Source organism: Paenibacillus cisolokensis (assembly GCF_018403665.1).
GTDB classification, from domain to species: domain Bacteria; phylum Bacillota; class Bacilli; order Paenibacillales; family Paenibacillaceae; genus Paenibacillus_AH; species Paenibacillus_AH cisolokensis.
Map to the genome: position 1 here is coordinate 1 of NZ_BOVJ01000133.1, position 26814 is coordinate 26814.

Here is a 26814-nt window from a genome sequence, read left to right on the forward strand (position 1 = left end):
ACTCTTCCTGAGTTCTGTGGTATAATAATAAATTAAATTTTAGATATTATATTATACTGCCGCTTTATTGCGGTGTCAAATGATATCGGCCTTCTTCCGGGATATACGAAACGCCGCCGGTCTTTGCATGTGCAAAGCCGGCGGCGTTTGTTTGAGCTACGCCGAGATGAGGCGACTTTAGCGATCACCTTTTTCGCGAATTTCCTTGACGATCTGCTCAGCGATCTCTTGCACCCTTTTAATCCCAAGGTCTCCTTCCCCGTGTTTTCTGACGGATGCCGTACCGGAGGTTGCTTCGTTTTCCCCGAGTATCAACATGTAAGGAACTTTCTCCAACTGAGCCTCACGGATTTTGTAGCCCAATTTTTCGTTTCGCCCATCGATCTCCACACGTATACCCGCATCTCTCAGCGTCGCCTTCACTTGAACAGCATAGTCAAGATAACGATCCGACACAGGCAGCAGCTTCGCCTGAACCGGCGCAAGCCAAAGCGGAAACGCGCCGCTATAATGTTCGGTCAAAATGCCAATGAAACGGTCAATGGAACCGTATACGGCACGATGAATTACGACTGGCCGGTATTTCCGGTTGTCTAAGCCGATATACGACAGGTCAAACTTTTCCGGCATCTGAAAATCCAGCTGGATCGTCGCGCACTGCCAACTCCGCTTAAGAGCATCCAGAATGTGAAAATCGATTTTAGGTCCGTAGAAGGCTCCGTCTCCTTCATTAATCCGATAAACGATGCCCAATCGATCCAATACATTCTGAAGCGCCGTCTCCGCTTGATTCCACAGCTCATCGGAGCCCATCGACTTTTCCGGCCGTGTCGACAATTCCACATTGTATTCGAAACCGAACACTTCATAGACCTGATCGATCAGCTCGATAACGCGAGCGATTTCATCTTCGATCTGGTCAGGTCTTACAAAGATGTGCGCATCATCCTGGCAGAATGTACGCACACGCATCATCCCGTTCAAAGCCCCCGAAAACTCATGGCGGTGCACTTGCCCGAACTCCGAAATCCGGATCGGCAGTTCGCGGTAGGAATGCAGGCTGTTTTTGAAAATCAGCATATGTCCCGGACAGTTCATTGGCTTGAGTGCGAATTTCGTTTCATCCACTTCTGTAAAGTACATATTTTCGCGATAATGATCCCAGTGGCCTGACTCCTCCCACAGTCTTTGTTTCATCATAAACGGTGTGCGCACTTCGTCATAATCCCGTTTTTGCTGCATATTGCGCAAGAATTGTTCAAGCTCCGTCCGGATGATCATTCCTTTGTGCGTATAGAAAGGCATCCCCGGCGCTTCTTCGGAAAACATGAACAATCCGAGCTCTTTGCCCAGCTTCCGGTGATCCCGCTTTCTGGCTTCTTCAAGCCGTTTCAAATGCTCGTCGAGCTGTCCTTTCTTCGGGAATGAAGTCCCGTAAATACGCTGAAGCATTTTATTGTTCGAGTCCCCTCGCCAATATGCGCCGGCCACATTCATCAGTTTGAACGCTTTGATGTGGCCTGTGGAGGGCAGATGCGGTCCGCGGCAAAGGTCTGAAAACTCGCCTTGCGTATATATGGTGATCATGGCATCTTCGGGCAAACCGTCAATAAGCTCCAGCTTGAGCGGTTCTTCAAGCGCTTCGAACATTTTTACGGCTTCTTCGCGGCTCATCACGCGGCGGACGATTGGCAGGTCTTCCTGCACGATCTTCTCCATCTCTTGTTCGATCGCCTCAAGATCGTCGGTCGTGAGCGGCTTCTTAATGTCGATATCGTAGTAAAACCCGTCTTCGATAACGGGCCCTATACCGAGCTTGACCGCCTGATTCCCATAAATGCGTTTAATGGCTTGCGCCATCAAGTGCGCCGTACTGTGGCGGTAGACTTCCAACCCTTCCTTGGTGTCGAGTGTAATGATTTCGACTGACGCGTCCTCTTCAATCGGCTGTTTTAAATCGACCAGCTTGCCATTGATTTTTCCTGCCACGGCTTCTTTCTTCAATTTTGAACTGATGGACTCCGTCACCTGTTCCATAGTCGTGCCGCGATCGTATTCCCGGATCGCTCCATCGGGAAGTGTCACTTTTACTGCCATTTGAAACCCTCCGTCATCAATTTATTTTGAACGCAAAAAGCGCACCTGCCCCCAAAAGGGACGAGTGCGCTCGTGGTTCCACCCTTATTCGACTCGCCAAGAAGCGAATCCTCAATCCATTCTGTAACGGGAATACCCGGCGAAGTTTACTCTCAAGGAAATCCCCGATTTCAATATCGCAGCTACAAGGTGGTAAATCCTTAGGGTTGCCGAAGAGGCTTTCAGCCGAAGTCCTCTCTCTCTGAACGGATCTCGTTAAGGATTCATGTCCTTGATTACAGCTTTTATTTTCTCATATATTATCGCCTGGTAATTATAAAGTCAACCGGCTTGTTATTTCAGCGCATTTCTACAATACTGTCCCATGAAGCGAGCATCTGCATGCGAGATTTTTCATTGCTGATGAGTGCTTCCAGCTTTTTGTAGGTACGGGGCAAGTTCCATTCCGCCCTTTGGTTGAAATATTTGCTCGCAAGTCCTAGTATCCGAATCTGAAGATCCCTATATTTCTCTGACGAATACTTTTTGTATCCGACCAAATCATCGGAAGTATACGTAATCTTTGGTGGCCATTCATCCATTATGGCTGCAAACGTCCCAGGTGTAGGAATGAGGGAAACAAACATAGAGATAAGTATAATCATAGACAAGATGATTTTATGTCTTCGCTTCATAAGCATCACTCACCTGTCTGCATTGAAATTTACCCAAAGATTCTTCCTTCAGGTGCAAGCTTAAAACTTCTCGAGATTGTCCAATCAAAGTACCAGAAAGGCCAGTTCTTTTTTTTGAATTCATTTAATTCTTTTTTAGAAATAGTCGCCAGATGCCATACCGTTACTTTATTACCTTGTTTAAGTTCAAGATAATCTCTCTTAGCCAAAGGCGAGCCCTCTTTCAGAATTACAGCCCGAACAAAATATGGATTACTAGCAACATAATCAAAGTAAATTCTCGTTTTAGGTGCTGCCTTGATCGTTTCCATCGTTACCTTATAAGCTACAAGGTACTCCCTTTTAATAGGCTTCCCATCTTCCTTCATCAAACTCGAAGTCGGTACCCAGTCGCGGTACGGACTCTCCGGGTCATCCATATCGATAATCAGAATTTGCTCGAACGTCCCCCTGACCGCGTAAGAAAGATCGTGCGTCTGCGGCAACGGGTTCATCTTTCCGCCCCACATCGTTTCCAGGTTGGTTCCCCGGAATGCGACTTCCGCATAGGATGCCGCACGTTTGTCAACGGTCAGCTTTCCACCGTCACGTACGGTCAGCAGCCGATCAATGATGACAGCCGCTTGTGCCCGCGTCGATTTCTCGTCCGGCCCCAGCTCACCGTTTGTCAGACCCGTAATGAGGCCCCGTTTGGTGGCTTCGTACATCAGTTGCTTGTTCGAAGCATTTTTCAGTTTAGGATCTAATGCACGGACGATCATGTTGCTCATCTCTTGCCGCGTGATCGGATCGGTCCAGACCGAAAAGTCGCTATTCTTGTAGATCCCTTCAGCTTTCGCGGCCTTGACGTAAGGGATATACCACTTTTCCCCTTTTGCGCGCTCCGGCACCTTTTTTCAGCAGCGGTCAATACCATTTTGGCAAATTCCGCACGCGAGATCGTGGTGTTCGGTTTAAACGTCCCATTCCCAACGCCTTGAGCGATTCCCAAAGCAGACGTCTTCAAAATGGACGACTCCGCCCAATGTCCTTTCGGCACGTCCGAAAAGCTAATCTTCTTGGCCGCTTCAACCGAACATGCAGCATTCACCATCATTATGGAAGACAAGACCGCGACTACAGCGGTTCTCACGATCCATTTCTTCTTGCTCATCTTCATCATCCTTTCATTTTCGTGTATCGGTCCGGCGGAGCTTACCGCCGCGGCGCGGCGGAACCGTCCAGCACAGAGGCTCCGGCCAAAAGGAAACTGGAATAGCGGACCGGTGAAACCGGGAGCATATGCCGGGAAAACTTTTGGTTGGAGGGTGCTGGATGGTACGCTTGGCGAGGGCGGTAAGCCAGCTTTAAGAGGACCGATACCGCTACATCCCCGACTGCACATACTCATAGATCGAAGGTATGCGAATGGGATCCTTCGAAAAGCTTCGCTGCATGAGCTGCGGATAATCCATTTCGATCACGGCTACCACAGCAGGTCCGCGAAGATACTTCGTCAGATTGTACGCGGGATTCGAGTACAGAAACGGGAACGAATGGTTCGTTTCATCGATCACTTCGAAATGAATCAGTTGTGCAGACCACCTACGGTATGTACTCTGACGTAGTGTAGGCTTTGCCGAAATACGTTGTTGGCAGATCCTCTTGTGAGAAGCGATAAACAAACATCGGCTTGTACACGTTCGTCACTCCATCTGCAAGGTTTTGGCTCTCATTATCTTAATTTCCTTTGCATATTAATTCGACAGGAAGAGCCCATATCCCTTGTAGTGATGCGGTTTTTGGCAATTTTCAAGCTTCCAGCAAGCCCTAATCTGCCGTAATGGGCGACCGTTCGGCGAACGACTTCCCTGCCCCACGCATCCCGGCCCCCCTATTCGTTCAAATCACGATGCGACAATCCCGCTCCTGGACGCTTATCCGCTTGATTTCATCTTTCGTTAAGGTTCGTTCGCTATAATGCGGATATCGGTAGCAGCCAGGAATTGAGGGATCGATCATGAACAACCAGCAAGAGGATACCGGAACAAAGACAGCAGAGCTTTCGGTTCGCCGGACCAAAGAGCGGATCGAGGAAGTGACGATTTTGCGCGCGCTCGCTTTCCTGGCAGTGACGCTTCAGCACTGTATTGCGGAGTATATTTACCGGGCGGACATTCTGCCGGCGGATTCGATTATGCTGGCGATGCTGTTTCACTTCACGCGGTTCGGTACGCCGACGTTCGTATTCCTGTCCGGTCTCATCCTCTTCTACAATTACAGCGGAAAGTTGGATTATCGCTCGTTCATCCGGAAGCGGTTCGGCGACATATTCGTTCCGTTCCTGTGGTGGACAGTCATTTATTGGGTTGCGGTAGACGGGGTGATCGGCGGCAAGCTGGCGCAGCCTTCCGCTTGGATAGGCATCTTTCCGCAGTTGCTGGTTCCGACCAACGGATACCATCTGTGGTTTATCATCATGATTTTTCAGTTTTACTTGCTGTTCCCGCTATTTTCCCGAGCTGTTGCCTTCTTCCGGGATCGGCTGAAACGCCATCCGGAAGGAGAGTCGTTCGGCCGGATTGCCGGCGTATCTGCGCTGCTGGGCCTCGCGTACCTGGTTCTGATGTGGGCGTCCTATTATCGGATGCCGGATTGGGCAGCCTCGGCCAACGGTTTCTGGTCTGCGGTCATCTCGTACCGGTCTTCCTATTTTGTGATGTACTTTTTTACTTTCTGCTGGGCGGCATTTGCGCGTTCGGTCTCACCAGATTCCGGAAGTTTGCGATCGATGCGGCGGGGTGGGCGGCTGCGGCGTTCATCGGGGCGTATATTTGGCTCGGTTACGATGTTCTGCGCTACTCGACGGAGCGAATCAATCTGCAAGTTTCCACTTATTTAAAACCTTCGACATCCGTCATTATCGTCTGTCAGTTGCTTCTGCTGTACGGCTTCGCACTGCTGCTGCGTCAGCGCCAAGGCCGGCTCTACCGTATGCTGCGGTTTATCGGACGGTATTCGTTCGGCGGCTTTCTGTCGCACGCATTCGTCCTTATGCTGGTCAGCCTGGTGACGCGTTCCATTCCGCTTTCCGGGGCTCATCTTCCCGCTGCGGTCATCACGTTTTGCTGGTAGCGTCGGGTGCAATCGGATTGACCGTTCTGCTCGGCAAGCTGCCGTTCGGGCGTTGGCTGGTCGGCTCGACCGGACGGCCGGCGGCTGCAGGCAATCGGAAGAAGACATCATGATGCGAATCCGAACGCGGACCGTTCATGTCTCTTTACAAGATCGTCCTCCATCTGCTAGAATGGCAATGTCTATTTGTAAACCCAATAAAAACAATATGGTTAACATTTTGGTGTGATGGATGTCATCAAGATACCCAGCCCTACAGAGAGGATGATCACCATGAAAACCGTGACAGCGGATAGTCGATGGCATGCGTTTGCCCTTAAAGCGCTGGACGGGGAATGTTTGACGATGGAAGAAGGGCTTGCCGTGCTGGAGGCCGATGATGACGAAATATTGACGATTATGCAGGCTGCTTTCCAGGTCAGAAAACATTACTACGGAAAAAAGTAAAGCTGAACATGATCATCAATGCCAAAAGCGGTCTTTGTCCCGAAGATTGCGGATACTGCTCGCAATCGATCGTTTCGACCGCGCCGATCCGGAAGTATACCATGCTCGACAAAGAGACGCTGCTTGCGGGCGCGCGGGAAGCGATGGAGCGCAAGGCCGGAACCTACTGCATCGTCGCATCGGGGAAAGGTCCGACCGACAAGGAGCTGGATCAGGTGGTGGAAGCGGTCAAGGAAATCCGCCGCACGATGCCGCTCAAAATTTGCGCCTGCCTGGGCATTTTGAAGGACGAGCAGGCCGAACGTCTGGCGGAAGCGGGCGTACATCGGTACAACCACAATTTGAACACCAGCAAAGCGAATTATCCTTCCATTACGACGACGCATACATACGACCAGCGTGTAGAAACGGTGCAGAAAGCCAAACGAAGCGGAATGTCCCCCTGCTCCGGCGTCATTATCGGCATGGGCGAGACGAACCGGGAAATTGTCGAAATGGCTTACGCGCTCCGGGAGCTCGATGCGGATTCCATTCCGATCAATTTCCTGAATGCGATTCCGGGGACGCCTCTGGAAAAAGCCGGGCGCACCCCGCCCATGAAGGCGTTGAAAGTATTGGCGCTGTTCCGCTTCATCTGTCCGACGAAAGAAATTCGCGTCGCCGGCGGCCGGGAGGTCAACCTCCGTTCCTTGCAGCCGCTCGCCCTGTATGCCGCCAATTCCTTGTTTGTCGGCGATTACTTGACGACGGAAGGCCAGGATGTCCAGGCGGACCACGCCATCATCGAAGATTTGGGATTCGAGATCGAACTCAACGCTTTATCAAGCTGACGGACTTGGCCGCCGCTTTCGGTCATGAAGCACATGCCCGGTTCGTTCGTGCGACCGGGCATGTCGTTCCCGGGCATACCGGCAATTCCAGTCGAATCCGCAGCCCAGGCACGCGTTCTTCGCGCTGCTCGTGGATTGTTATCCCTCGATCAAACCAAGATACCGAACTTCCCCGCCATTTAACTTGACGATCAGTATCAGCCGACCTTCGCCTTTCGGCTTATAAATTTCGGTTCCGACCGGCAGTTTCGTCGCCATTGCGTCTTCAAAATCGAGACCGTCTCGATATTGCTTCATAATGGTACCGATCTGATCGCCGGCAGACAGCTCTTCCTGCTGCACCCATTCGATGTGGCTCGCGTTTGTGTAAACGATTCCGTTCCATTGAAATATATCCGCATCCGAATGACCGGTGAGGATTTCATGCGCCGTCGGATTATGGGTGGATGCGGCGAAAGGCTTCGGCGCGTCGATCTTGGCGGCTTGGCACCCTGAAAGGATCAGGACAGCAGCGCACAAGCAAATCAACATTTTCATCCATTTCACACCCCATGGTAAAGGACGTTTCAGATTTGAAAATGTTGCATGAGAAGCTTACCCGTTGCGGCTACCAAGCGGCCCGGCACGCCCCGACAATGCGCGAGATCGCCTCGTTTGCCGGAATCGACTCTTTTTCATCCCCTTTCGCTCCATGAACTCGACATGTCCGTTTGCCGCCTCTTTGCCTACGACGATTCGAAACGGAATGCCGATTAAATCCGCATCTTTGAATTTCACGCCGGGCCGTTCCGCCCTGTCGTCCAACAGCAGTTCGATGCCGTGATCGCGAAGACGCTCATAGCAATCGTTCGCAAGCCGCATTTGCTGCTCGTCATGAACGGATACCGGAATCAGGTGAACCTGAAACGGCGCGACCGCGAGCGGCCAGATCATCCCGTTTTCATCATGGTTTTGCTCGATGACGGCGGACATCATGCGGGAGATGCCGATGCCGTAGCACCCCATGACCGCCGCCCGGGTTTGGCCGGCCTGATCCAGGAAGGTCGCCCCCATTCGTTCGCTGTATTTTGTTCCGAGTTTAAACACATGGCCCAATTCAATCCCGCGGTAAAAAGCCAATTTCCCTTCGCTGCAGCGAGGGCAGTTGTCGCCTTCTGTCGCGTTGCGAAAATCTCCCGCATGCCGGAGGTCGATGTCCCGCTCGGGACATACATGAATATAGTGATAGTCGGCTTCATTGGACCCGGCAACCGCATCTGTCATCTGAACGACCGAACGGTCGACCAATACGGGGACGGTCAAACCGATCGGCCCCGCGTACCCTGCAGGTGCGCCGGTCACCCTCTCCACCGTTTCGGGATCGGCTATGGCGATGTTTTCGGTCCCGAGATAACGTTTCACTTTGATCTCGTTTATCTCGTCATCCCCTCTCACCGCGACGGCTACCGCTTGACCATCGGCGATGAAAATAACCGTCTTGATCGTATCGGCGGCCCGAATCCGCAGCGAACGAACGAGCTGCTCAATCGTCCGGATACCGGGCGTATGAAGCTTCTCAAGCGGTGCCGAAGCCGCTTCGCCCTCCTTGCCCCCGGCTGCCGCGGACGGCGCGCCGGCTTCCGTTCTCTCCAGATTGGCGGCATAATCGCAATGGGTGCAAGCCGCAATCGTATCTTCGCCGATGTCGGCCAGCGCGATAAATTCATGCGTTTCGCCCTGGCCGCCGATCGCGCCCGCATCGGCCTCGACCGCGCGAAACGAGAGGCCGCATCGCTCGAATATCCGATGGTAGGCATCGAACATGCTCCGGTAGGATCGATCGAGCCCCTCCGGGTCCGAATCGAACGAATAGGCGTCCTTCATGAGAAACTCCCGGCCCCGGAGCAATCCGTAACGGGGACGCCGTTCGTCGCGGAACTTCGTTTGAATCTGATATAGCGTGACAGGCAATTTCCGGTAGCTGGAGATTTCGTTTCGCACAAGCGCCGTGACGACCTCCTCGTGCGTCGGGCCCAAAGCAAATTCCCGGCCATGGCGGTCAACCAAACGGATCAGCTCCGGTCCGTAAACCTCGTACCGCCCCGATTCTTTCCACAGCTCCGCCGGCTGCATGGCAGGCAGCAGCAGTTCCTGGGCACCTGCCCGGTCCATCTCTTCCCGGACAGTCTGCTCCAGCTTGCGGAGAACCCTTCTCCCGAGCGGCATATAAGTGTAGATGCCTGCCGCCAATTGCCGGATAAATCCGGCTCGAAGCAAATACCGATGGCTCACGATTTCGGCGTCTCCGGGCGATTCGCGCAACGTCGTCGGCAATAAACGGCTCTGGCGCATCGATTCATCCTCCCATCTGTCATTTCCTGAAAAAAACAAAAAGACACATCCGTCAGGGACGAATGTGTCGTGGTACCACCCTGTTTTGACCGCGGCGAAGGCAGCGCCAGCGGTCCTCGATCGGGTAACGGCATAGGCCGGCGACGGTTTGGATGCGAAGTCCGCCGCAGCTCGCAAGGTGGGGACGTTCGCTCGCTGCGAGAAACCTTTCAGCCGGCGGGTTTCTTCTCTGTACGGCGATTGCGGAACGTACTGGCCTTGGTCAAAGCTTTTCCGTTATATTTCAAAACTGTAATTTCCACATACTGTATCATGAATAGGGCGCGGCCGTCAAATCGGCGCCCTTGGCGCCCTTTTACTTGGCCCAACATTCATGCACCGCATGGATGAACCCTAGCAAATCATCCGCAATCGGGGAATGCCCGGCATTCTATTGCACCTCGTATTCGCGTCGTTCAATACTTCAAGCATTTCGTGCAAGTATGGGTATCCCACTTCTCCTCCGCCGTATCGACGCTGTCCACCCAATAAAAATGGCCTAACGCATTCCCGTTCTCCACCACTTTGGTTTTGAAATTTTCGACGGATACCCACGGGCAGTCCGGCCGATGAACTTTATTGGGATTGTAACTGTCGGTAATGACGATAAACCCGATCCCCTCTTCTTTTATTTTCAAAAATTGGCTCATGTCTTTGATTTCCATACTTTCGACCATTTGCGATTCCCTCCAATGCCCGGTTTCTTCTATGTCACGGATACTGCCCATATCCAGCTCCGCCGTTATACGATTGCATGATCCGACTGGAATCTTCACGCCAAGATCTTCCACGTGCTACCATTATACCATCAGAATCTTCAAAAATTGCATTCAAATTCGCAATACCTTCGTTATTCCCGATTATAAAAGAAAAAAGCCGCATAATGCGGCTGGTCAACGTCTTCTTTATATGATCGTCCAGCGGCAGCCCTCATGCTCAATCGGTTGCGGTTCCCCGCCGGAGGCCATAATCTGAATCTTGCAACCGCCAATATTGCAGCCCATTGGTTTCAAGTATACAAAAAAGACCCTTCAACAAGTAGAGGGTCTTCTTCTCGCATCCGCAATTACATATTCGCCTGCTCTTCCTTGGCCATGGAACGAATATAGAAGGCGCCGAGCACGGAGCAGAGGAGAAAGCTGAAGAAAGCCATCGCCGCCGCCAGTTCGCGCTCGCGGAATACGCTGAACACCTGCTGCATCGATACGCCAAGCATCTGCGGCGAGTTGGCGCCGAGCAGGAACGGCGCGGTGAAGGAGCCGATGACGCCCATGAACACGAACGTTAGCGCCACAAGGAAGGTTTTATAGGACAACGGAAAAATAAACCGCAGAAAATTTGCAGCTTGCCCGCTCCCACATCTTTCGCGCTTTCGATAATCGAGGCCGGAATGCCGGTAAGCGCCGAGCTGAGCAGCATCGTCGTGAACGGAATGTTGAACCATAAATTCGCGATAATAATGCCTTTCTCGTCAAAGATAATGCGCGGCAGTTCGATGCCGAGCGGACTTAGAAGCCGTGCCAGCCAGCCGTGATTGCCCAGCAGGTTGATCAGCCCGTACGTGGCGATCACGCCCGGTATGAACAGCGGGATCATGTACGTCTTGCGTATCCATTCGACGAGTTTCCCGCTGTTGAAACGCATATAAAGCGCCAGCGAATAGCTGACGGTCAGCACGAGCGCGCAGGTGATCAAGGTGATGCGAAGCGTATACACGATGTTGGTGCGCATTCCTTTGTCGGTAAACAAAAACTGATAGCGGCTCAGATCGTATCCGCCCTCGCCATTGCTGAGGCTCATGATCAGCGACTGGATGATCGGAATGACGACGATGATCATCAGAATGGCGAAGGAGGGGAGGACCATCGCCATCCCCAGTATCGCCTGCTTGACATCTTTCCTCATTGCGCGGCCACTTCGCTTTGCCAGCGTTTGTTGATTTCCGTTCCCAAATCTCCGATATTGAACGTTCGGAATCCTTCGGCCACGCCCTTGAATTTGTCCTGCGTCTCCTGCGGCATATTCTCCAGTTCAATGCCCGGAAAACCGTTCATTTTCTCGACGATGACCGACTGCGCCTCCGGCGACAGCACGAAGTCCAGGAACTGATAAATCGCCTCTTTCTTGTCGGATTCCTTGTTCACCATAAGATAAGTCGGCCCTCCGTTAAAACCGGGCGTAATCTGCTGCATTTTGATCGTATCGGGAAGCAGCCCTTCGTTCTGCTGCTGCAGCACCATGTCGGACCAGGCGGGAATCATGTCGACCTCGCCGTTCATGAGCAGATCGAGCGTACCCTGGTTTTCTTCGGATATATCCCTTTGCCATAGACATAGGCTCCGAGCTCCTTCAGCGTTTCAAAACCGCTGTCCCATTTCTCCATAACGGAAGGGTCGCTGTTATGAATCTCTTCTTCGGGCAGGTCCTTATAAATGACCGTTTGGACGAACGAGCTTCCGGAGCCGCCGGTGGACGGATCGTTATAGGCGAATTTTCCGGGATGTTGGCGGATCCACTCCAGCAGCTCGTCAAGCGTGGTCGGAGGGCTTGCGATCTTCGCGCTGTCGTACGCCAGGACGACGGCGGACGAACGATAAGGAATGGCGCGATAGCTGACATCGTTCATCGTTTGGGCGTTCACGTTGGCCAAATTCGGAATCCGCTCTTCGTCAAGCGTCTCCCACACATCGTCCTTGACGCCTTGCGTAACGGCTACGATGCCGTCTTCGTACAGATCGATTCCGCCCGAGCCTTTGCCCGCTTGCTTGGCCGCCAGAATCCGGTCGTAGGTCGGTTCGGCGCCCGTCCCGGACGGAATATAGACCAATTCCACCTTGACCTTGTCATTCTGCTGCTCGAACATCGGGACGAGCGTATCCCACAGATCCTTGACGTTCTGCGAGCCGGTAAAGTAGAAATTGAACTTTACAGGCTCCTGCGAAGCAGAGCCGCCGGATGAAGCGTCCCGGCCCTGTGCCGGGGAATCCGTCTCCTTGCTTCCGCCGCATCCCGCCAGCAAAGAGAACGTCAGTACGATAGCAGCGGACAATATCAGCTTTTTCTTGATCGAACGGATCATGTTCCATCATCCTCCATTGTTTTCGTTAACCGGATAAGCGATCATCCGGGCAAAGGCGATGCCGACATCTTTACCGACCCACAGATCATGAATCGCTTCCTTGGATTGGAACGTACGGATGACGCCGTATTCAGGCAATTCGACGGAAACTTCCGCATAGTGTCCGAGAATCATCATCTGTTTGATCTTCCCGGCCAAACCGTCTCCATCGTTCGCTGCGTCGTTCAGACTGACATCCTCCGGCCTGACGGCTACCGTCACCCGGCCGTTTAAACGTTTCGCGTTCGGGAATGTCAGCCTTCCCACCCGGATGTGATTGCCGTCCGCCACCCCCTCCAGAAAATTCATTTTGCCGATGAATCGGGCTACGTACAGCGTCGCGGGCTCGTCGTATATCCGCTGCGGTTCGGCAATCTGCTCGATGTGCCCGTGATTCATGACGACGATGCGGTCGGACAAGGACAACGCTTCTTCCTGATCGTGCGTCACGAAGACCATCGTCAGTCCGGTCTGCATCTGAATTTCGCGCAGCTCCTCCCGCATCTCATGCCTCAGCTTCGCATCCAAGGCCGAGAACGGCTCGTCTAACAGCAGCACAGCCGGCTTCAGCAGCAGCGATCTGGCGAGCGCGACGCGCTGCTGCTGGCCGCCCGACAGCTGGGTCGGATACTTCTTCTCGTATCCCGGAAGACGGACCAGCTTCAGCGCTTCCGATACGGCGCTGCGAATTTCCGCTTTGGACATTTTGCGGATTTTGAGCCCGAACGCCAAATTATCGTAAACGGACATATGCGGCCACAGATTATAGCTTTGGAATACCATCGAGGTCGGCCTTTTCTCGGGCGGAAGCTTGATGACGCTCCGTCCTTCGATCAGAATATCCCCCGAATCCGGCTCCAGAAAGCCCCCTATGCTGCGCAGCACCGTCGTCTTGCCGCAGCCCGAAGGACCGAGCAGCGTCACGAGCTCGCCTTTCTTGACGTCAAGGTTGATCTGGCTTACACCGTCGCCGGTTTTGTAACGTTTGGTCAGGTCGCGAACCGTCAACTGAATGCTCATTTCCATCCTCCGTTTCCGGAACGATGTTCCGTTATTTCACCTGGAATCCGCTCGCAAGAACGTCCGCGCTAATGAGCCTCTGCGCAGCCAGCAGCAGAATAATGGTCGGCAGCGTCAAAATGATCGAGAATACTGCTCCTGCGCTGCTGGGGAAGTCCGAGATGATGGAATACATGACGATCGGCATCGTCTTGTAATCGGGAATGCCGACCAGGAACGTCCCCTGCGCTTCGTCGAGCGAGTTCAGAAACGTGAACACGGACGCGACCATAATGCCGGGCATCGCCATCGGGAGCGTGATGCTCCGGAATACCCGGAACGGACTCGCACCGACATCCCGCGCCGATTCCTCCTGAGCGGCGTGCACATTGCGAAATGCCGCGGTCGGAATCCAGGTCATGAACATCAGCACATTGATCATATGGATCAGGACGACGCCTATAAGCGTGTTCATAAGTCCGAGTCTGTAAAACAGCACCGCAATCGAGACATAGAGCCCCATCTTGGGAAAAGCGTGCGTAAGCAGAAAGGAAAACAGGAAAAACCGTTTGAGCGGAAACCGGAGTCGGGCAAAAGCGTATGCCGCCGGAATGCACAGGACGATGGACAACGCCGTCACGATGGCGGCGATCAGAAAGGACAACGAGATGGACGCCACGATATCGTCCTGCTTCAGCACGAAGCTCCACCATTTGAATGACCAGACATGCGGAAGAATGTCCGGATAGCTCCATTTTCGCTGAAGGCCAGCACAAGCAAATTAAGCAGCGGGCCCGCGAAGAAGACGGCAAATAAGGTCAGCAGAACAAACTCGACGATGCGCCGAAGACCGACGGCCCTGAAATACCACATGACTGAATCGCTCCTTTCGTCACGTCGATTGCCGAACGATAATTTCGCTGGCGTACTCCTTGAGCTTGGGCAAACCGTATTCCTCGCGGATGAGCCGGTCTACGATTTCGACAGCGTCCCGCCCCATTCCGTTCGCATCCACGCTGACCGTCGTCAGCGAGGGCGTATACATGCCGGCGTACTCGATATTGTCGAACCCCATGACCGCCGCATCGTCAGGGATGCGGACGCCGCGTTCGAGCAGCACTTTCATCGCGCCGAGCGCCAGCATATCGTTCGTCGTGAACAAGGCGGTATACCCTTCGCGAACGAAAGCTTCATAATGCTCCGCCATACGCCTGCTGCCGAGTTCGAAGCTGGATTCCGGCGACGAGACCACCTTCATCCGCTCCGACAGTCCGGCCTGTTCGAGCCTCTTCCGGAATCCCGCGAGCCGCAGCGCATGGCTCCGGTGCTCCTGCGGTCCCGCGATGACGAGGAACTTCGTATGCCCTAATCCGAGCATATATTCGGCCGCCCGCTCTCCTCCTTCCTCGTCGTTGCTGACGAGGTGGATGACGTCCGGATCGTCGGTGGAACCGTTTACCATCAAATACGGAATGTTGAACTTTTTGACGTAATCGATCACATTTTTCCGCAATCTGCTGATCAGGATGAGTCCGTCCACCCGGTGCTCCAGCATATAGTCGGTGGAACGCAGCGACATTTCGCGATCGGTCTTCAGGTATACGGAATACCCCCGCTCTTCGGCAGCCATCAGAATGGAATCGATAATTTTGCCGTATAGCGGATGGGAGACGATCGGCTGCCGCTCGCGAAAGACGATGACGCCGATGTTGTTCGTCCGCTTGGCGACCATCGCTCTCGCCACCGCATTCGGCTTGTATCGCAGCTGGTGGACGACGTTCATCACCCGTTCCCTCACTTCGGGACTCGCATAGCCTTTGCCGGAGATGACCCTGGAAGCCGTCGATTTCGATACCCCGGCGAGCGATGCGATTTCTTTCAGGTTATATTTCATCTGCCGCTCCGCTGCTTGTTCCATTCCGCTTTGACGGACTGCAGGGCTAAGATATCCTTTGTCGTGATCGATTGCACGCCCATTCCGGCGAACCGTTTCATCTCTTCCTCGTCCTGGATGGTCCAGACGTACACGGACAATCGCTGCCGGTCCGCCAGCTCCAGCAGCTCCGGGCGCACGAGCCGATACGGAACGTTCAGGCCGAAGCAGCCGGCGTTCCGGCCTTCTTCGCATGCTTGCCGGGCGGCATCGGCGTATGGCAGGCGGCGGAAGCTGTCGGCGTCCACGTTCAGCAGCTTGGGGATGCGCCGGCCGCAACCGTCGGCTTTGACGGCGCGGCTGTATTCGCAGCCGCTCAGGAACACCTGGTCCGCCATATCCAGCCTGTCGATCAGCGCGAATACCGGCTCCAGACATTCATCCGCTTTAATATCCAGATTCATCCGTTTCCCCGCCTCCTTCACGATCCGAAGGGCCGATTCGAGGCGGACAAGCGGAGCGGCCATCCGATCATCCAGCTCGCTTATCGTTATGGCGGACAGCTTGCCGGTCCGGCCGCCCGTCAGCGCAACCTGGTCGTCATGGCTCAAGACGAGCGTGCCGTCCCGGGTGATCCGGATATCGTCTTCGATAATGTCCGCTCCGAACAGCAGCCCTTTCCGGACGGATTCCAGGGAGTTTTCGGGCGTGCCCATGCACCCGGTATGAGCGGTAATAAGCGGAAACGATTTCATAGAGTCAGCTCCTTCGTCGAAATAGACGGCCGCCAATCGGCGAATTCGGTCTGACCGATCGCGACCTTATGTCCGTGCTGCGAATATGGGAACGGTCTCACTATGGGAACGGTACCACACACTTGTATGATATGAACGAAGTGTCTTCGCAATGTCAACCCGGTTTAAATCTTCTGTAAAGGGGTCGCGATGGAAATCAGCATGGCGCACAGAATGTCCGGTCAGAAAAAAAGGCCGCCCGAAGACAGCCTTCATGGGAAAATACCTCGTTTTGAATCCCAATACGGTTAACCGATGCGCATAGATGAGACCGGAATTACAGCAATTGTTCGATGGCCGGCTTCATATCCTGCGGGTCATCCGGCGATTCGAACCGGCCGACCACATTCCCTTCGCGGTCGATCAGAAACTTCGTAAAGTTCCACTTGATCCCGTCGCCTTCATACAAATCCGGCATCTGCTCTTTTAGAAAATCGTTCATCTTTTTGGCGCGGGGGTTGTCCAGGTTGAAGCCTTTGAAAGGCGCCTGCCGGGTCAAAAAACGAACAACGGATGGGCGTTCTCGCCGCGTACGTCCGTTTTCGCGAACATCGGGAACGTGACGCCGTAGTTCGTCTGGCAAAATTGCTGTACATCGGCATTCGTTCCCGGCTCCTGTCCGCCGAATTGATTGCAAGGAAATCCCAATATTTCGACTCCCCGCTCCTTGTATTCCTCATGCAGCTGCTGCAGGCCGGCATACTGCGGCGTAAAACCGCATTGGCTCGCGGTGTTGACAATGATCAGCACGTTCCCGCGATAGGGCGCAAGCGTTGTCTTTTCCCCTGTAATCGTCTCTACCGGAAAATCATAGATGCTCATGGACAATCTCCTCCTTTTCTTTTGGAAGCTTCCAAAATCGGATCTATTCCTTGACGACGCTGAGCAGCGCCAGCCGCAGAATCGTACTATCATCGTACCGCAAAAAGATACGGACTGCAAAACGGTCAGCAGACGGGCCGTCAGGGTCGAACTTATCGTCTAGTAAATTGTACCAGATACCAAACGGGGAATGAAACAGATTAGCCGTTCGCGTCCCGGCATGCCGCCTGATCGTGTGACGGAGTTATTACATGGAATAAGGGACATTACGGCGCTTGACGCGGAAGCGAAGCCTTCGGCTCAGCCAGACGGATGCGCCTGCTCCGGCCATGATGATGCCCGTCGCCGCGAATATCCAATGAATGCTGACGACCAGGCCAAGCATGCCTCCGATCAGCGGGCCGAGCATCGAACCGAGCTGGTTTGCGCTCGTCGTAAGGCCGAACGATCTTCCCCTGAACCGCTCGTCGGTGTTCTGCACGACAAGCGTATTGATGATGGGTGCAATGCCGGCCATGAACAAACCGAAAATAAACTGCACGATGGCGAACAGCCACAAGTTTTGCACGAAATACTGCATGCCGATTATGAATCCGGACATCAGCAGACAGACGGTCAGCATGCGATAATACCCTTTGCTCTCGCCGAGCCTTCCCCATACCGGGGAGGCGAGAATGCCGGCGATGCCGATCAGCGAAAGGACGAAGCCGGAGGACAGCACCGCGCCCTGCAGCCCGCCCTGCAAATCGGCGATATGCAGCGTCATAAGCGGTTGGAACATGTTCACCGACAGCTGGAAGAGAACGAGCAGCAGCAGCATGCCGACCAGCGCCCGGCTGCGCAGCGCCATTCGGAACGTAAAAGGCTCCGACTGCTCTTCTTCGGCTCTCTTCGCTTCGGTCGCGTTCGCCCTTCCCTCCTTGACCCAGACGATAACGGCCGCCGTCCCGGCAAGCAGGATGACAGCCGCCGCGACGAAGGAGCGCCGCAAGCCGAACGCTTCCGCCAGCAGTCCGCCGAACAGCGGGCCGAGGATGCCGCCGGTCATCGTGCCTGCCTGCATCATGCCGAGGCTCCAGCCGAGTTTTCCTTGGGTGCGATCGAGGCGACAATGGACATGGACGCGGGTACGAAACCGCCGACCAAACCATGCATCATTCGGACAACCACCAGCTGCCACGGCGTCTGGACGAAGGCGATCAATGCGTAAATGACAACCAGACTGAGCCCTGCCCGAATGACCATTTTCCGCTTGCCGTACTTGTCCGCCAGCATCCCCCATAGAGGAGCCATGACAGCCCCGACGAGGAATGCCGCCGAATGTACGATTCCCGCCCATAAATGAACCGAGTCCTTCTCCACACCCAGATCGAAGAGGAAGAGCGGCAGGAAAGGAACCGACATCGTATAGCTGGAGCTGCACAACAGCACGCCGAACCATAAAATCCACATGGTCCGCTTCCAATTTTGCATACGTCCCCTTCCCTTCTGAACCGTGCTTGACAACTATCCTCTACTATACGCCTCCTTTACCGATTGTTCAAAAACCGGACGGCAGAGCAATCCTGGCAAAAATGGAGATATTTCCGCACCTTCATCCCAAAAACAAAAAAAGCCGCGAATTACGCGACTTTTCGTTCGACTACCATTTTCCGACACGAGCTTCGCCTGGGTGAACAGCAGCAAATAGTCGCGGCCGCCGGCTTTCGAATCGGTGCCGGACATATGGAAACCGCCGAACGGGTGGACGCCGACAAGAGCTCCTGTGCATTTGCGGTTGAAGTACAGATTGCCGGCAAAAATTCGCGGCGGGCAAGCTCCAGATGATCGCGATTGCGGGAAATGACGGCGCCCGTCAAGCCATATTCCGTATTGTTCGCATACGCCAGCGCCTCATCGAACGATGCCGCCTTGATGAAAGCGACGACGGGGCCGAAAATTTCTTCCTGCGCGATCCGTGCGTCGGGATCCACATCGGCAAAAACCGTCGGTTCGATAAAATAACCGGCCGGATCGCCGGTTCCGCCGCCGATGACGAGCCGTCCCTCCTGGCGGCCGACCCGGATGTATTCCTCGATTTTCCGAAACGCTTTCTCGTCGATGACCGGACCGACGTTCGTCGCCCATTTCGCAGGGTCGCCGACAACGAGCCGGCTTGTGCGATCGGCCACTTTCTCCAGCACACGATCGTATACGTCCTCGTGGACGATTGCGCGCGAGCAGGCCGAGCATTTTTGTCCGGAAAAACCGAATGCCGAGGCGGTAATGGTTTCGGCGGCAAGGTCCAGGTCGCAATCGCGGTCCACGACGATCGAATCTTTGCCGCCCATTTCCGCAACGACCCGTTTGATCCATTTCTGGCCCGGGGCGGTTTGGGCCGCGCGCTCGTTGATCCGCAAGCCGACGTCGCGGGAGCCGGTGAAGCTGATGAAGCGGGTCAGCGGATGCCCGACCATAAAATCGCCGACCGTTCCGCCAGGAGCCGGCAGGAAATTGACGACGCCGTCGGGAAGACCGGCCTCCCGCAAAACTTCCGCAAATTTGGCGGCGATGACCGGCGTCGGGCTCGCCGGCTTCAGAACGACCGTATTGCCCGCTACGACCGCCGCCGTCGTCATGCCGACGGTGATGGCAAGCGGAAAATTCCACGGCGGAATGACGATTCCGACTCCGAGCGGCATATAGTACAGCTCGTTATCTTCATCGGGAATGCGGGTGAGCGGCTGCGGCCGGCCGAGACGCTGCATCTCGCGTCCGTAAAATTCCATAAAGTCGATCGCTTCGGCTGTATCCGCATCGGCCTCCGCCCATGTTTTGCCCGCTTCGTACACCATCCAGGCCGAGAATTCGTGCTTTTTGCGGCGCATGATCGCAGCGGCTTTGTACAAATAGCGGGCGCGCTCGTCCGGCGTATACCGCTTCCATGTATGGAACGTCCGTTCCGCCGTACGGATCGCTTCTTCCGCCAGACCGGCATCGCCTTGTGACACGAAGCCGACGATCCGCTCCTTCGCGGCGGGATCGAACGACACGATTTTATTGTCCGTTACGATCTCCTTCCCGCCGATCCTGATCGGATACGTTTGCCCCAGCTGCCGCTCCACCGTTCGAAGCGCGGCTTCGAAGGCGAGACGGTTCCGCTCCTCGGTAAAATCCGTCAACGGCTCGTTTGCAAACGGCACTTTCATGCTCTTCGTCCTCCCCCGGGATGCTCCTTATATAAGCCCATTCTATGCCGTTTTTTGCAATCCGATTTAACGGAGACCAAAAAAATTTGCTGTCGTTCTGTCGCGTTAAGAACCGATAGCGGTAAGGGGCATATCCGTATCCTTCTTGGTCTTGGATGATGTCTATCCGATGCGGGTCAGCCGCTTGGGGAAGCTCGTCAGCACGCGGGCGGAACCGTCACTCGCAATGTAGATGTCGTCTTCGATACGGACGCCTCCGATCTGCGGCACATAGACGCCGGGTTCGATCGTGAACAGCAGCCCCGGCTCCATAAGCATCCCGTTCTCCCCGTGAATGGACGGCGCCTCGTGAATGTCCATGCCGAAACCGTGGCCGACGCGGTGCGGGAAGTATTCGCCGTATCCGCGAGAAGCGATAATCTGCCGGGCGGTATCGTCCAGCACCGAAATCGGCGCACCTGTCCGCACCGCCCGGATAGCCGCTTCGTTCGCGGCAAGCACCGTTTCGTAGATCCGCTCCTGCTCTCTGGTCCCTTCTCCCATAATGAACGTCCGGGTAATATCTGAGCAGTAGCCCTGCGCCTTCACGCCGATGTCGATCAGCACCAGATCGCCCGGGCGGATCGGCGTCGGGCCCGGATGGCCGTGGGGCAGCGCCGTCCGGGCCCCCGTCAGAACGATCGATTCGAATGCCGGCTTGTCCGCGCCGAGCCGTTTCATCTGATATTCCAGCTCGGCCGTCAGATCAAGCTCCGTCATCCCGATGGCGGCGTGCTTCACCGCATGCGCCATCACCTGTTCGATCAGCGCGATCGAGGCGGAGACCTTGGCGATCTCCTCTTCCGTCTTCTTCATCCGGAGCGACAGAATGGCCGGCTCCAGATCGTGAAGCCGCGCATCGGGGAATATCGCCGTCAGCCGTTCGGCCGCCGCCAGGCTGACGAAGTTCTTCTCCAGCCCGATCGAAGATGGCTGGACGGTATTCGCGCGCAGCGTATCATACGGATTGTCCGTATCCGATACCGCTACAATCCGGCTCACGTCCGCCTGTTGTTGCGCCGCAAGCCGGTCCACCAGCGGCACGAACAACGTTTCTGCGCCGCTGCGGACGTCGATCGCTAAAGCCAGGAAACGTTCGTGCGGATCGCAGTGGAAGCCGGTGAAGTAGTACACATGGGTCGGGGAAGTGATGATCGCGACATCGATCCCTTGTTCTTCCATATACGCTTGCAGCTGCCGTTTTCTGATCGGCCATACGTCGTTTGTCGTCATAAAAGATGGCTCCCTTCCTCATTGTCCCGAACGATTTGCTGCCTGTTCCCGTATCCTTTATTTAGGTCGGCCGTGTCATTGGCCATCGCCGGCGTTACGCTCCCGTCAATCAGACCGTCACAGCGCGGCCTCTGCGCCGGCATGCTCGTCACAGGGCGGGCTCGGACGGCGGCTCCATCACGTACGCGAGCAACAGGGCGGCCGTGTGGAAGATGGCGTCCCGGTGCGTGCGTTCCATCCCGTGCGAAGCGTGAACCCCGGGACCGATCAGCGCCGCCCGGATATTGCTGCCCGCTTGCAGCGCGGCCGATGCGTCGGAGCCGTAATGCGGGTAAATATCGACCGCGTAGGGGATATTTTCCCGCTTGGCCAGCTCGATGAAGCGGGTCGTCATGTTGTAATCGTAAGGACCGGTCGAGTCTTTGGCGCAAATGGATACATCCGTCTCGGTCGCCGACAGATCGTCCCCCATCGCGCCCATGTCGACGGCGATCAGTTCTGTAATTTCCGGCGGGATATAGGAGCTGCCGTGCCCGACTTCCTCATACGTGGACAGAATGAGCTTCAGCGTGCAGGGCGGACGGCGCCCCTCGCGTTTCAGCCATTCCATCAGTCCGAACAGCGCGGCTACGCTCGCTTTATCGTCAAGATGACGCGACTTGATCCAACCGTTCGGCATGATGCGGGTTCGGGGGTCCCAGGAGATGAAATCGCCGACGGCGATGCCCAGCTTCTCGACATCCTCCTTCGATTTCACCATTTCGTCGATGCGGATTTCCATATTGGCTTCTTCCCGCTTCCAGTCTCGGGCATCGGGATAGACGTGGACCGATGTCTTCGTGGACAGCACGGTGCCCTCGTACGTCCGGCCGTCCCGCGTATGAATCCGGCAATACTCCCCTTCCACGGTCTGCATGGCATAGCCGCCGATCGGCGTAAACCGGATCGTGCCGTTCGCATTGATCGATCGGACCATCGCCCCGAGCGTATCGACATGGGCGGAGAGGCCGATGACGCGGTCTGCGGCGTCTCCCGGAATCGTGATGATGCCGTTCCCTTTGGGCGTAAGCTCGAGCGCGTACCCGAGGTTTGCGGTTTCTTCCTTCACTTTCCTCATAATGTCCGTGCAAAACCGCTCGGGCTCGGGGTTTGAAGCAGCATGTCCAATATGCGCAGCATATAATCCCGATTTAATTGCGGTGCAAGCGGTTGTGACATAATCGTGTTCCCCTTTCTTTTTCTGAATTGTTGTCGTGCGTATTGCGCCGGATTGCTTGTCCGCGTCCGCCCCCTTCGTATCGGCGGGTTCCGTCATGCTGCGACCCGTCTTTGGCCGACGGTTCGGGCACCTCGGACAGCGGCAGCCGGCCGAACCGCCGCAGCAGCTCGGCCTGGCCGGGCGCTCGGGAACCGTTGCCGGGAGGACGCCGTTATGCGGCATCCGCTCATGCCCCAGGCGCGCACCGACTCCATCGTCAGTGCGCCTTCTCTTTCCCGAACCGACAAAAACCGTCAAAACTAGCCGCATTAATCGTTAATACCATTAATTTTAAACCCATTTAAATACAGGGTGCATACACTCTATTTTATTGGAAATATAGTACCATATCCCGCCCCTTATGCCCATTCCTTCTTCAGCCCTTGATTCCGGTCAGCGTTATCCCTTTGACGATATATTTCTGGAAAATGACGAAGATGACGATAATCGGGATCGAAGCGTAAGCGTTGACGGTCATCGGAAGCGCCTCGTCCTGCGTATACGAGCTCATGAAGAACGGGATTCCGATCGGCAGCGTGAACAGCTCTTCCGACTGAATCGACAGGAAGGGCCACAGAAAGTCGTTCCAGGAGCCGAGAAAAGCGAAAATCATCAGAGCCGAAATGATCGGCTTGGACAGCGGGATGAATATATTCCACCAGATCCGGAATAGTGTGCAGCCATCCATTTTGGCCGCTTCTACCAACTCGCCCGGAATCCGGTCGAAAAACTGTTTGAAAATGACGACGCCAAGCGGACCCGCCAGACCCGGAAGAATGAGCGCCAAATAAGTGTCCAGAATGCCCATGCGATTGACGACCATGTAAAGCGACACAATCGTCGCTTCCCCGGGGATCATCATCCCGCTCAGAATAAACCAGAAAGCGAACTTGCTGTAGCTGAACGGGATACGCGACAGCGCGAATGCGGCGAGCGAAGCCATCGTCAAGCTGAGGACGGGCACGATCGCCGCGATCAGCAGACTGTTCATCGTCCATTTGATGACAGGGGCATTCTCGAATATGTAAGCGTAGTTTTCCAATGAGAACGGTGGCAAAAACCGGTCCGCGATGCTGCCGACGGCCGTTCCCTGCGGCTTGAGCGAGGTAAACAGCATATAGAGCAGCGGGACGACAAAGATGAGCGCCGCCGCATAGGCGGCGGCATGCAGCAGCAGCCCGGACAGACTCCGCTTTCTGCGCCCGACCGTTTCGTTCATCGATCAGTCATCTCCTTTTCTGCTGAAAAACTTGAACTGCAGAAACGACAGAACGAGCAGGAAGACGAAGAAGAAGAAAGACATCGCGGTAGCAAGTCCCAGCTCGTTGGCGGAGAAGCCCGTCTCGTAAATATACTGGATCATCGTCCGCGTCTCGTTGCCCGGACCGCCGCGGGTGACCAGCCATACCTGGCCGAACACTTTGAAGGACGCAATGACTTGCAGGACGGTGACGATCAGCAGCACGCCGCGCATCGCCGGAAGCGTTATATACCGGAGCCGCTGCCATCCTCCCGCCCCGTCCAGCGTCGCCGCCTCGTAGTGCTCGGCCGGGATATCCTGCAGACCGGCCAGCAGGACGATCATATTGAACCCTTGCGTCCACCACACCGTAATCATAACGATCGAGATCCATGCCAGATCGGGCTCATTCAGCCAGAACAATTCCGTATCCGCTGCGAGAATGCCGAGATGACGGAGCGCCGTATTGAACAGCCCGCCATATGGCGCCAGAATGAAAACCCAGATGTAGCTGACGACGGCAACCGACAACACCTGGGGCATAAAAAGATCGTGCGCAGCAAGGTGCGTCCCTTCAGCTTCGAATCGACCAGCAGCGCCAGAACGAAAGGCACCGCGATCATAAGCGGCGTGGACAATAGGACAAAATAAGTGCTGTGCCAGAGCGATGCCCAGAAGTCGGCATCCTGCAACGCATACGTATAGTTGGCCAATCCGGCGAATTCGTCCTTGCCCGCCAGCGTCCAATGATGAAAGCTGACATAGAGCCCGTAAAAGATCGGCAGGATGGAGAACGTCAGAAAAATATCATATATGGGGCGATAAAGGCGCCGCCCAGCAGCTCGTTGTACAGCTTGCGCCTGTTTCTGCCTCTGCCCGGGCCGGCAGGTTCGCGCTCATATGCGGCAGCCGTATTCATCGTTTCCCTCCTTCAGTTGCCGGGACTGCGGTTTGCAGCCCCGGCGGTCATTCACCTTACCGATTCAGCAGCTTCTCCATATTTTGAACGGCATCTTCCAGCCCTTCGTCTACCGTCGCTTTGCCGGCCCAGATCGTGTCAAGCGACTGGATGAGCTGATCCTTGGCCGGCCACATCTTCGGATGCTGGGGCAAATAGACGCCGTCATTGCCGGCCTGAAGGTAATCCTGCCGCAGCGGCATGCTCTTGAAGGCCTCGGATTCGATCGCGGTTTTGGACGGCGGGATATGCCCGGCTTTCGACCATTCCGCCGCGTGATCCGTTACCCACTTGGCAAACGTCAGGGCGGCCTTCACCTTTTCCTCTTTCACACCTTTCTTCTGAACCGGCACAACAAAAGTATGGGAGTCGATCCAGGTTGCCGGCTTGTCGAACAATTGCGGGAAAGGCATCGCGCCGAATTCAAGTCCTTCCGTCGATTCCAGCGTGCCGGTGAACCAGACGCCTGTCGGCAACAGGGCGCCTTTGCCCGCCTGGAACGTCTCGCCTATTTTCGGCAAATTTTTCGGCACCAGACCGCTTGCGAACAGACCGGCAATATAGCTGGCCGCCTGCTTCCCCTGTTCGTTGTTCAGCGTCACCTTTTTGCCCGACTCATCGAACATGCCCGTTCCGCCGAGCTGGTTATAGAGCGCCCACCACACCCGGTAAGGATCTTCGCCCGCGGAAGCGAGCAGCATGTTGACCACACCCGCCGGCGCCTTATCCTTCACCTGCTGCAGGAAGCTCTTGAACCCGTCCGGACCCGGCTCGATCTTCGGCTTTCCGTTCTCATCCAGTAAATTCATATCGCGCAATATTTTTTTGTTGTAGTACAGGATGAGCGGATGCGCATCAAGCGGTATCGCATAATGCTTGCCGTCGAAGACGGTGGCGCCGAGCATGTTGTCATTGAAATCCGCCCATTCAATGCCGGAGGCTTCGGCATAATCGTCGAGCGGTGCGATAATGTCGAGACCGACCAGCTCGGATAACTTGGACGTGTGGGAAACGGCCAGATCCGGCGCGTTGCCGCCCGACACCGCCGTCTGCAGCTTCGTATAGAACTGTCCCCAGTCCTGGGTCAACGCTTTGACTTCGATCTTGCCCTTGTATTCCTCGTTAAACTTCTTGACCAACTCATTCATGATCGCACCGTCTCCGCCGCCGAACAGATTCCAGTATGTAATCGTCACTTTCCCTCCGGACGAGCCGGATGAATTTCCGCCGGAACAGGCAACCAGCAGCGAGGATAGCAGCAGGATCAAGCACACGGACGATATAAGCGCTTTCGTTCGTTTCATGGAAATCCCCCTAATCTCAGGTTTTGAAGCCGGGCCGACAAGTCGTCCATCTGAAAGTTGTCTTTATGCGCTGCTTACCACCTCTCGTTTATTCATTAACTTTAAAGTTTTACAGTAATGCTGCGGTCAATGTTAAAAACATTGTATGAGCATGGGATGATTTTCAATACTTTTTCATTAAGGGCGGTTTGCCGGTCCGAGATTCTTTACACGTTAGCTTCGGAGCGCCGTTAACGGTGCACCGTCAACAGAACAAAAGACAACAGGATGGCGGCCAAGGCTCTATTCGCACTCGCCACCCCGCTATGAACCGCCACCTGTCCCGAAATCGCTTGACTTCGGCTCCGCGGCGGCTATCATCCGGAAGATAGAAACCCAATAAAAGAACAAAGCTGCAGAAGTGCAGTATTTTCGGGGGTAAAATAACTAAAACGCGGAAATTCCTGCGATTATGCA

The 26814-nt window shown here is 55.0% G+C and carries 16 protein-coding genes, 10 pseudogenes and 1 other annotated feature; of the genes and pseudogenes, 4 read left to right on the forward strand and 22 right to left on the reverse strand.

Annotated elements, in window-relative coordinates; genetic code table 11:
- Positions 1 to 177: 177 nt before the first annotated feature.
- The 4 genes and pseudogenes from thrS to PACILC2_RS29475 all read right to left on the reverse strand — a co-directional run.
- On the reverse strand, positions 178 to 2097 hold the full coding sequence (gene thrS, locus PACILC2_RS17970; RefSeq protein WP_213529891.1) for a threonine--tRNA ligase: 1920 nt from the start codon (positions 2095 to 2097) through the stop codon (positions 178 to 180).
- 53 nt (positions 2098 to 2150) lie between these two features.
- Positions 2151 to 2385, reverse strand: a binding site (T-box leader).
- 50 nt (positions 2386 to 2435) lie between these two features.
- Complete coding sequence (locus tag PACILC2_RS17975; RefSeq protein ID WP_213529893.1) at positions 2436 to 2771, reverse strand: hypothetical protein; 336 nt, start codon at positions 2769 to 2771, stop codon at positions 2436 to 2438.
- 29 nt (positions 2772 to 2800) lie between these two features.
- Positions 2801 to 3661: an S-layer homology domain-containing protein gene (locus tag PACILC2_RS17980; RefSeq protein WP_244863608.1), complete on the reverse strand. Its 861-nt coding sequence runs from the start codon at positions 3659 to 3661 to the stop codon at positions 2801 to 2803.
- 41 nt (positions 3662 to 3702) lie between these two features.
- Positions 3703 to 4161, reverse strand: a pseudogene (locus tag PACILC2_RS29475) (S-layer homology domain-containing protein); the annotation flags it as partial.
- A 609-nt stretch (positions 4162 to 4770) separates the two neighbouring features.
- Between PACILC2_RS29475 and PACILC2_RS28055 the strand changes: the two are divergent.
- The 4 genes and pseudogenes from PACILC2_RS28055 to bioB all read left to right on the forward strand — a co-directional run.
- Positions 4771 to 5220, forward strand: a pseudogene (locus PACILC2_RS28055) (acyltransferase family protein); the annotation flags it as partial.
- Positions 5221 to 5378: 158 nt separating this feature from the next.
- On the forward strand, positions 5379 to 5885 hold the full coding sequence (locus PACILC2_RS28060; RefSeq protein ID WP_280515338.1) for an acyltransferase family protein: 507 nt from the start codon (positions 5379 to 5381) through the stop codon (positions 5883 to 5885).
- Entirely contained in the window at positions 5876 to 5998 is a 123-nt protein-coding gene (locus PACILC2_RS28065) for a hypothetical protein (protein ID WP_280515339.1), read from the forward strand. Before PACILC2_RS28060 ends, PACILC2_RS28065 begins: the two co-directional genes overlap by 10 nt.
- 160 nt (positions 5999 to 6158) lie before the next feature.
- Positions 6159 to 7162, forward strand: a pseudogene (bioB, locus tag PACILC2_RS18000) (biotin synthase BioB).
- 138 nt (positions 7163 to 7300) lie between these two features.
- Here the strand turns inward: bioB and PACILC2_RS18005 are convergent.
- From PACILC2_RS18005 to PACILC2_RS18095, 18 genes and pseudogenes are all read right to left on the reverse strand, one after another.
- On the reverse strand, positions 7301 to 7699 hold the full coding sequence (locus tag PACILC2_RS18005) for a hypothetical protein (protein WP_213529906.1): 399 nt from the start codon (positions 7697 to 7699) through the stop codon (positions 7301 to 7303).
- A gap of 57 nt (positions 7700 to 7756) precedes the next feature.
- Positions 7757 to 9493 carry a proline--tRNA ligase gene (locus PACILC2_RS18010; protein ID WP_213529908.1) on the reverse strand — a complete coding sequence of 579 codons (1737 nt, stop codon included), beginning with the start codon at positions 9491 to 9493 and terminating at the stop codon, positions 7757 to 7759.
- A 455-nt stretch (positions 9494 to 9948) separates the two neighbouring features.
- On the reverse strand, positions 9949 to 10209 hold the full coding sequence (locus PACILC2_RS18015) for a hypothetical protein (protein WP_062493036.1): 261 nt from the start codon (positions 10207 to 10209) through the stop codon (positions 9949 to 9951).
- A gap of 389 nt (positions 10210 to 10598) precedes the next feature.
- Positions 10599 to 11437 (reverse strand): annotated as a pseudogene (locus PACILC2_RS18025) (ABC transporter permease).
- A pseudogene (locus PACILC2_RS18030) lies at positions 11434 to 12611 on the reverse strand (extracellular solute-binding protein). Before PACILC2_RS18030 ends, PACILC2_RS18025 begins: the two co-directional pseudogenes overlap by 4 nt.
- A gap of 6 nt (positions 12612 to 12617) precedes the next feature.
- Positions 12618 to 13670: an ABC transporter ATP-binding protein gene (locus tag PACILC2_RS18035; RefSeq protein ID WP_062493033.1), complete on the reverse strand. Its 1053-nt coding sequence runs from the start codon at positions 13668 to 13670 to the stop codon at positions 12618 to 12620.
- A 31-nt stretch (positions 13671 to 13701) separates the two neighbouring features.
- Positions 13702 to 14522: pseudogene (locus PACILC2_RS18040) on the reverse strand (ABC transporter permease).
- Positions 14523 to 14541: 19 nt separating this feature from the next.
- Complete coding sequence (locus tag PACILC2_RS18045; RefSeq protein WP_244863609.1) at positions 14542 to 15567, reverse strand: LacI family DNA-binding transcriptional regulator; 1026 nt, start codon at positions 15565 to 15567, stop codon at positions 14542 to 14544.
- Positions 15540 to 16277, reverse strand: a complete 738-nt coding sequence (locus PACILC2_RS18050) for a glycerophosphodiester phosphodiesterase (protein ID WP_213529909.1) — start codon at positions 16275 to 16277, stop codon at positions 15540 to 15542. The genes PACILC2_RS18045 and PACILC2_RS18050 overlap by 28 nt, the downstream gene beginning before the upstream one ends.
- 316 nt (positions 16278 to 16593) lie before the next feature.
- Positions 16594 to 17138: pseudogene (locus PACILC2_RS28845) on the reverse strand (glutathione peroxidase).
- A 247-nt stretch (positions 17139 to 17385) separates the two neighbouring features.
- Positions 17386 to 18579 (reverse strand): annotated as a pseudogene (locus PACILC2_RS18065) (MFS transporter); the annotation flags it as partial.
- A 209-nt stretch (positions 18580 to 18788) separates the two neighbouring features.
- Positions 18789 to 20326: pseudogene (pruA, locus tag PACILC2_RS18070) on the reverse strand (L-glutamate gamma-semialdehyde dehydrogenase); the annotation flags it as partial.
- 162 nt (positions 20327 to 20488) lie between these two features.
- Positions 20489 to 21598, reverse strand: a complete 1110-nt coding sequence (locus PACILC2_RS18075; protein ID WP_213529921.1) for a M24 family metallopeptidase — start codon at positions 21596 to 21598, stop codon at positions 20489 to 20491.
- A gap of 148 nt (positions 21599 to 21746) precedes the next feature.
- A pseudogene (locus tag PACILC2_RS18080) lies at positions 21747 to 22816 on the reverse strand (M42 family metallopeptidase).
- Positions 22817 to 23232: 416 nt separating this feature from the next.
- Positions 23233 to 24075 carry a carbohydrate ABC transporter permease gene (locus PACILC2_RS18085; protein ID WP_062493025.1) on the reverse strand — a complete coding sequence of 281 codons (843 nt, stop codon included), beginning with the start codon at positions 24073 to 24075 and terminating at the stop codon, positions 23233 to 23235.
- Positions 24076 to 24078: 3 nt separating this feature from the next.
- Positions 24079 to 24639, reverse strand: coding sequence for a carbohydrate ABC transporter permease (locus PACILC2_RS18090; RefSeq protein ID WP_213529923.1), 561 nt, complete (start codon positions 24637 to 24639; stop codon positions 24079 to 24081).
- Positions 24640 to 24892: 253 nt separating this feature from the next.
- Positions 24893 to 25015 (reverse strand): hypothetical protein, encoded by a 123-nt coding sequence (locus PACILC2_RS28070; RefSeq protein ID WP_280515340.1) that lies wholly within the window; start codon positions 25013 to 25015, stop codon positions 24893 to 24895.
- 56 nt (positions 25016 to 25071) lie between these two features.
- Positions 25072 to 26358 carry an ABC transporter substrate-binding protein gene (locus tag PACILC2_RS18095; RefSeq protein WP_213529925.1) on the reverse strand — a complete coding sequence of 429 codons (1287 nt, stop codon included), beginning with the start codon at positions 26356 to 26358 and terminating at the stop codon, positions 25072 to 25074.
- Positions 26359 to 26814 lie beyond the last annotated feature (456 nt).